This window comes from Pseudomonas sp. O230, assembly GCF_045447035.1.
Classification (GTDB): Bacteria; Pseudomonadota; Gammaproteobacteria; order Pseudomonadales; family Pseudomonadaceae; genus Aquipseudomonas.
On record NZ_JBJGXN010000016.1, the window covers coordinates 81,282 to 87,696 of the forward strand.

Annotated in this window: 4 protein-coding genes; all 4 read left to right on the forward strand. The window is 59.7% G+C overall.

From position 1 onward, the window contains the following. Positions 1 to 238 precede the first annotated feature (238 nt). The 4 genes from tssI to ACI77H_RS28905 are packed head-to-tail and all read left to right on the forward strand — an operon-like array spanning position 239 to position 6,407. Positions 239 to 2,308 carry a type VI secretion system tip protein TssI/VgrG gene (tssI, locus tag ACI77H_RS28890; protein ID WP_407015236.1) on the forward strand — a complete coding sequence of 690 codons (2,070 nt, stop codon included), beginning with the start codon at positions 239 to 241 and terminating at the stop codon, positions 2,306 to 2,308. Beyond that, positions 2,305 to 3,138 (forward strand): DUF4123 domain-containing protein, encoded by an 834-nt coding sequence (locus tag ACI77H_RS28895; protein WP_407015238.1) that lies wholly within the window; start codon positions 2,305 to 2,307, stop codon positions 3,136 to 3,138. Before tssI ends, ACI77H_RS28895 begins: the two co-directional genes overlap by 4 nt. Beyond that, on the forward strand, positions 3,135 to 5,654 hold the full coding sequence (locus tag ACI77H_RS28900; protein WP_407015239.1) for a toxin VasX: 2,520 nt from the start codon (positions 3,135 to 3,137) through the stop codon (positions 5,652 to 5,654). The genes ACI77H_RS28895 and ACI77H_RS28900 overlap by 4 nt, the downstream gene beginning before the upstream one ends. A gap of 15 nt (positions 5,655 to 5,669) precedes the next feature. Then, positions 5,670 to 6,407, forward strand: a complete 738-nt coding sequence (locus ACI77H_RS28905; protein WP_407015240.1) for a hypothetical protein — start codon at positions 5,670 to 5,672, stop codon at positions 6,405 to 6,407. Positions 6,408 to 6,415 lie beyond the last annotated feature (8 nt).

The window sequence follows — 6,415 nt, forward strand, 5'->3', positions numbered from 1 at the left end:
CGAAACAGCTGCTTTGTTTGTGGATCTGTTCCGAGTCTGCCAACAACAGATCATGTTCAGCACTCGTCGCGCGTCATCGACCTGAGCGCCTGCAAAGCGGAGCCGTCTGACGGCATCGGAAGACCCTTCCTACATAAATCTTTTTGCACCGTTGTTAACGTCCCGCCAATTTCGCGTGCACAGACCACGGACGGTTTGCACATCGCGCTTCATTTCCTCTCTGCTTAAGGATAAGCGTATGTTCAGATCGGCCAATACGGCGCACTTTGCGCTGCACATCCCCGCTGTTCGTAACGATTTCAAAGTCCTTGCCTTTGACGGTGCCGAGGCCATCAACGCCTTGTACGCGATCAAGGTCGAACTGGTCAGCGAAAACCCGGATTTCGATCTGGAGAGCCTGCTCAGCCAACCCGCCTTTCTCCAGTTCGGCCATAACGGTGAAGGCCTTCATGGCCGTATCGAAGAGGTCTTCGTCGGTGAGTCCGGCAAGCGCCTGACCCGTTATCACCTGACCCTGGTACCGGCGCTGCACTACTTGCAGTTCAGCCACAATCAGCGGATTTTCCAGAACCTGACGGTGCCGCAGATCATCGCGCAGGTGCTCAAAGGTCACGGCATTCAGGCCGATGCGTTTACCTTCCATGTCAGCACCAGCCCCGAACGCGAGTACTGCACGCAGTACAGGGAAAATGACTTCGAGTTCGTCCAGCGCCTGTGCGCCGAGGACGGCATCGCCTGGCATCACCAGCATTCGCCAGACCATCATCTGCTGGTGTTCACCGACGACCAGACCTGGTTCCCCAAACTGGGCAAAACCCCTTATCAACAAGACTCCGGCATGGTGGCGGAGCACCCGGTGGTCAGCCAATTTTCCATGCGTCTGCGCACCCGCACCAGCACGGTCACGCGCCGGGACTATGACTTGAAACGGCCGAATCTGCGGCTGGAAAGCCGCTTCACCGCCGAGTTCAGCCCTGCGCTCGAAGACTATCGCTACCCGGTGTTCATCGAAAACGAAAAACGCGGCGGACAACTCGCGCGTCAGGCGCTGGAGCGCCACCGCACCGATTACCAGTTAGCCGAGGGCAACAGCGATCAACCGTGCCTGCGCAGCGGCCACTTTTTTGACCTGACCGAGCACCCGCGCAAAACCTGCAACGATTTGTGGCTGCTGGTAAGCCTTCGTCACATTGGGAAACAACCTCAATCACTTGAAGAGGCCATCACCAGCGACGTCAAATCCGAAGACGGTTTTACCCAAGGCTATCGCAACAGCTTCACTGCTATTCCCTGGGATGTGTTTTATCGGCCGCCGATACCAGCACCAAGACCGGCGCTGGTCAGCCAGACCGCCCGTGTCACCGGGCCGGCCGGCGAGGAGATTTATTGCGACGAGTTTGGTCGTGTGAAGGTCGAGCTGCCGTGGGACCGGGCCGAACTCAACAGTGAAAAGAGCAGTTGCTGGCTGCGTGTTTCCTCCAGCTGGGCGGGCGAGAGCTTTGGGGCGGTGACCGTCCCGCGCATCGGCATGGAAGTCGTCGTCACTTATCTGGACGGCAATCCCGACAATCCGCTCATTACCGGCTGCGTACCGAACAAGGTCATGTCCGTGCCGTATTCGTTGCCCGAGAACAAAACCAAAACCGTCTTGCGCAGCCACAGCTCCCCGCACACCGGCGGTTACAACGAGCTGTCGATTGAAGACCGCGCCGGGCAGGAAAAAATCTACCTGCGTGCCCAGCGCGACCTCGAGCAACTGATCCTCAACGACAGCGACAGCAAAATCGGCAACGACCGCCGCGAACAGATCAGCCGCGACAGCCACAGCCTGATCAGCAACGACCGTTTCGAACAGGTGGACAACCACAGCGCCAGCCTGATCAAGGGCGACGAGTTGCACACCACCCAAGGTGTGCGCAACACGGTGATTGGCGGCAATGAACTGATCTCGATCGCCGGCAATAGCAGCACCACGGCAGAGGGTACGTTGGTGATTCAGGCCGGTTCGCAGACCCATGTCAGCGCTGCCAACGTGGTGATCGATGCGCGGATGAGCCTGACGCTCAAGGCTGGCGGTCACCACATCGTGATCAACGCGGGTGGGATTTTCAGCAGCGTGGCGATTGTCGAGGGTGGTTCGCCGGTCGCGGGAATTGCGCCGGAGTCTGCTCGCTCATTGACCCCCGCGCTGCCACAGGCACTGATTGCGCCCTCCCTGGCCGCGCAAAAACTGGCATTGACTCAGGCAGCACAACAAGCCGCACCGATCTGTGCGGTGTGTCAAAAACTGGCGGAGATTTCGGCATGAGTCAGGCTTACCTGTTACTGGATCGCGCCCAGATTGAACGCCTGCCTGAGCGGCTGTTCGAGCTGGGCAGCACGATGTTCCAATCGCTTTACCAACGCACCGCTTACAGCCCATTAGAAGACGTCGGGCCGGTCTTGGTGCCTGTTACCCCCAATTGCCCGTTGGCCGAGACCTTTTTTCAAGAGTGGAGCGCAACGTGTGGTGTCTGGCTGGAGTCAGAGGCGCAAGAAGCGGTCGTGCTTGAGCATTTGCGTAGCCTCATCCACGTTCGTGTCGAAGGGGAGGTCACGGTCCTGTTCCGTTACCACGACCCGCGTATTGCCGCTTTGTGGCTAGCGCCGTTGGCCGCTGGCGAGCGTGATCGCTTGATGGGGCCTATACAACTGATCCGGCTACCAGAACTGGATATCCAACAAGAGCACCCGGATCAACCCGCGGCACTGTATGCGCATGAGCCTTGGTTGTTCCTGTCTGCGGAACAACTGCATCACTTGAGCACCGCCCAACGACAGCGTTTCACCCAACGGTTGATCGACCACTGCCAGCAATACTTTGCTGAATACCTGCAAGGGCAAGACGCCTCTGCACTGCAACAGTGGGCATCGCACTGCCAGCAGACTGCCGGGCGTCACGGTTACAGCGCCATCGATGAAGTCCTGCTCTGGGCTCGCTTTCACGCGGTGCTGGGCACTGACTTTCCCGATGCCCCAGCTCACGCTGCTTACCGGAAGTTGTTGGCCGAGCCCGGTGTCTCGCCCATGCAACGGCTGGAGAACCTGAATGCCGAACTGACGCGTCAGCAGCTCACCGACAAGGAGTCCTGGGTATGAGCGCAGAAAAACTGGCGATGATCGACCGGGCCGCTCAGGCCGAACGTGCCGCCAAGGCTCAGCCTCATGTCGATATCAACAGCCCGATGGTGGTGTGCCCAGCCAGCCAGTCCGAGCTGTTCGTGGTTCCCGTGCGTTACGCCTTGGCTGAAGAAAAAGCCGAAAACCCTTGCTGCATGCCCGGCGTGACCACGCAAAGTCGTCCCATGGCGGCGCGTCGCTTGCGGGCCGGATTTGTTTATCTGTGGCAGGACAAAGGCCCTCTCAAACGCTATGCCGTCTCGCCGAACGGTCTGTTCGAAGAGCAAGCGCTCGACGCCGATTCGACCTTGCTGCTCGATGCCTCCCTGACGGGCCTGGCCCTTGAGAAAATCCACGACGCCTGGATGCTCTACAGCGAGTTCCCATTGAACGCCGAGCACTGCCAATCGCTGAGCGACAGCAGCGCCAAGCGTCGTGCACACATGCGTCATGTGGCGCTGCGCACGGTGGCCAATGAACTGCAAGCCGAGCATTGCCCGCCGCTGGAAAAAGCCGTTGAGGTCATGGCCGAACTCATCCCCGGCATCTTCGCCCAGTCCATGAAAGCTGACTCGCAATCGGGCGCTGAGGATACCGCTGCGCTGGGTAAGGCGGTGATGAAAGACCCGACGCCGGCCAACATCAAGGCCTACAGCGACGCCATGCACCGCTTGCGTGAGCGCGAGAAAACCATCGCCCAATATCCCGGCGCCCGCGATCAGCCGCCAGGCGAGTGGAGCGCCGAACCCTGGGACGGTCAGGGCACTCAGGATTGGCTGGACAGCGTCAAGGCAAACGCCAAGGGCCAGTTTTCCGTTTTTGCCTGCCTTGATGACGATCTGGGCGTGCTGCGTGATATCAACCACGAGCAGGAATGGGTCGAGGCGAGTCACGAAAAGTGGCTAGGTGATAACAACCTGCGCCTGAGCATCGGCGGGTTTGTGCGCAGCCTGATCTCTGAAGATGGCGCCGAACTGGCCGGGTCCATCAGCTACCGCTACAAGGACCGCGACATCAACCTCACGCCCGAGCAGGGTCAGGTCATGCTCGACACCCAGCGTCGGCTGGATGAAGAGCTCAAGGCTGAAGCCAAGGCCCGTCAATACGGCGGTCAGCCCACTCAGGCCGAAGCCGCCGCCCGCGATGCACGGATCGCAGCCATCGTCGCACCGGTGCGGGCCTTTATTCCGGCAGACTTGTACAACGAAGTGGAATTCGTCGTTCGCGAATACCGCGCCGAAAAGCACGCCAATCTCAACAATCACGCGTTCAGCGCCAAGGTCGGCGAATACATCGACCTTAAGGCAATGAACACCTGGTTTTCGCAAACCGCAGCGGCGCATTACCAAGGGATCGAAGAGCGTCACACCGCGTTGTTCGCCGACCGTGGCGTGTACCTAAAGCGTTCAGTCAGCGGCACCTGGTTTGTCGATTACTCCGACCTGGACACTCGCCACTGGCTGACCGAACTGGCCACCGGCTGCCTGACCGCCCAATGCCTGCGCGCCCAAGGCGCCGAGCAATATGCCGACTACGTGCGCGCAGTGGATGGCGGCGCGCTTAAACAACTGTTCAACGCCTGGACGCCGTCAATCGATGCGGCGGTCAACAACGCCTCTCGCCTGGGCGAGCTGATGGCCGCACTGGCCTCCGACAACATCAACGCCACTCATCAGGCCTTGGCGCCATTGAGCACGTTGGTACTGGATGACATCGCGGCCATGGCCCGGGACGTCGGCAGCCAATGGAGCATGTTGGTCAACCGTCTGGCGGCTTCGTTGTTGTTGCTCAAGGGCAACGGCGCCTTCAGCGGCTCATGGATGGGGGTTTTCATCGCCGTGCGGCTGGGCAGTAATACGCCTGTAGGGCTTGTCATCGAGAACGGTCGGCAGGTGTGGGCGTTGTTGGGGCAACAGGCTGAAGCACTGGGCGACTGGACGAAGGCGACCGGGAAGGCCATTGGTGCGGGGCGTGTGGCGCGGATTGTTAATTCGCCTGTTGTGGCCAACAGCGGTGGGGTGGTGCCGTTGGCCGCGTTGATGTTGAACGTGCTGAATGCGCATAACTACTTGAGCAAGGCCGGGGTGCTGGAGGGGATGGACAGCCGGCGGGTGAATGACACGGTTTCGGCGACGTTGTATGCGGCGGCGGCTTTGGTGGCGGTGGTTGATAATCAGGTGCGGAAGGGGGTTGGGAAGGATCGGTTCTTTATTCGCTCATCTGCGGCACCAGCACTTACTCTGTTTGGTGGTGTGATTGGTGGGTTGTCATTTGTTGCAGCAGGAGCAGAATTCAAGTCCCTTCAAGTGCAACTTGAAAAAGCTCAGAACCGAGTCGACCCGTGGCTGCAAATGCGCCAGATCGTAGTCGGTGGGCAAGTAGCGGCCTTTGGTACCCAAGCGCTGTTAGGGTTTGGCTACACTGCCCGCGCCTTGGCAGGCTCAATAACCACCGAAGCCGCCATCTTGCGTTACACGCTGTACATGGGGCCGTAGAACTGGCTCATTCTCGTGCTGGGTGTTCTGCACCTGATCACCACATTCTTGCAGCAAACCCCGCTGCAAAACTTCCTCAACTTCTGCTGCTGGTCAAAAGAGCGGGCGATCGATCTGCGGCCTATCGCGCCCAAAGCCCAAGCGGACGAGCTCGACCGGCTGTACTTCATCCTTTATGCACCTCGGGTCAGCATGCAAAGCAGCTCGCAATCGACCATGGGTGCTGGCGCGTCCGGCCTCGCGTTCGCCAGCTCAATCGATGCCCTGACCATCGACTTACCAGGGGCGGAGCCGAGCAGCGTTTATCTGGAACTGAGCATGGTCGGTGACCCGTTGGACACCCAGGCCTCCCGCGACCTGATCAAAAATCGCCCATTCAACCACTACAAAGCACCGCGTCCGTGGCGAGACATGACGCCTCATTGGTTGTCCAGCAGCGCCTGTCAGTGGATACCGTACAAGGAAGGCCAAGGCCTACGCCTTAGCGGTCCCTTCAACACGCTAAAGAGCGTATTGGGCACCACACCCAGCACTGTTTCCCTTCGTTTGCGTTATCGCACGCCTTTGACCGCGATGCTCGGGGCTAGCACCTTTATCGGCGGCGAACGAGGGCTCGCCTTTACCCTCAATCACGACACCGGCGTGATAGCGCTATGGGCGGGCCCGACGCCTGAGCTGGACCGTGTACCGAATTACCCGCTCGGCGAGGACCACCCTGGGGCCATTTACCTGCAACCCAAGGACAAACGATGAGCACGCCG

What these genes read in the sequence shown, in the direction of transcription:
- tssI (WP_407015236.1), top strand. Translation starts at nt 239, where the DNA reads ATGTTCAGATCGGCCAATACGGCGCACTTTGCGCTGCACATCCCCGCT.
- ACI77H_RS28900 (WP_407015239.1), top strand. Translation starts at nt 3,135, where the DNA reads ATGAGCGCAGAAAAACTGGCGATGATCGACCGGGCCGCTCAGGCCGAA.
- ACI77H_RS28895 (WP_407015238.1), top strand. Translation starts at nt 2,305, where the DNA reads ATGAGTCAGGCTTACCTGTTACTGGATCGCGCCCAGATTGAACGCCTG.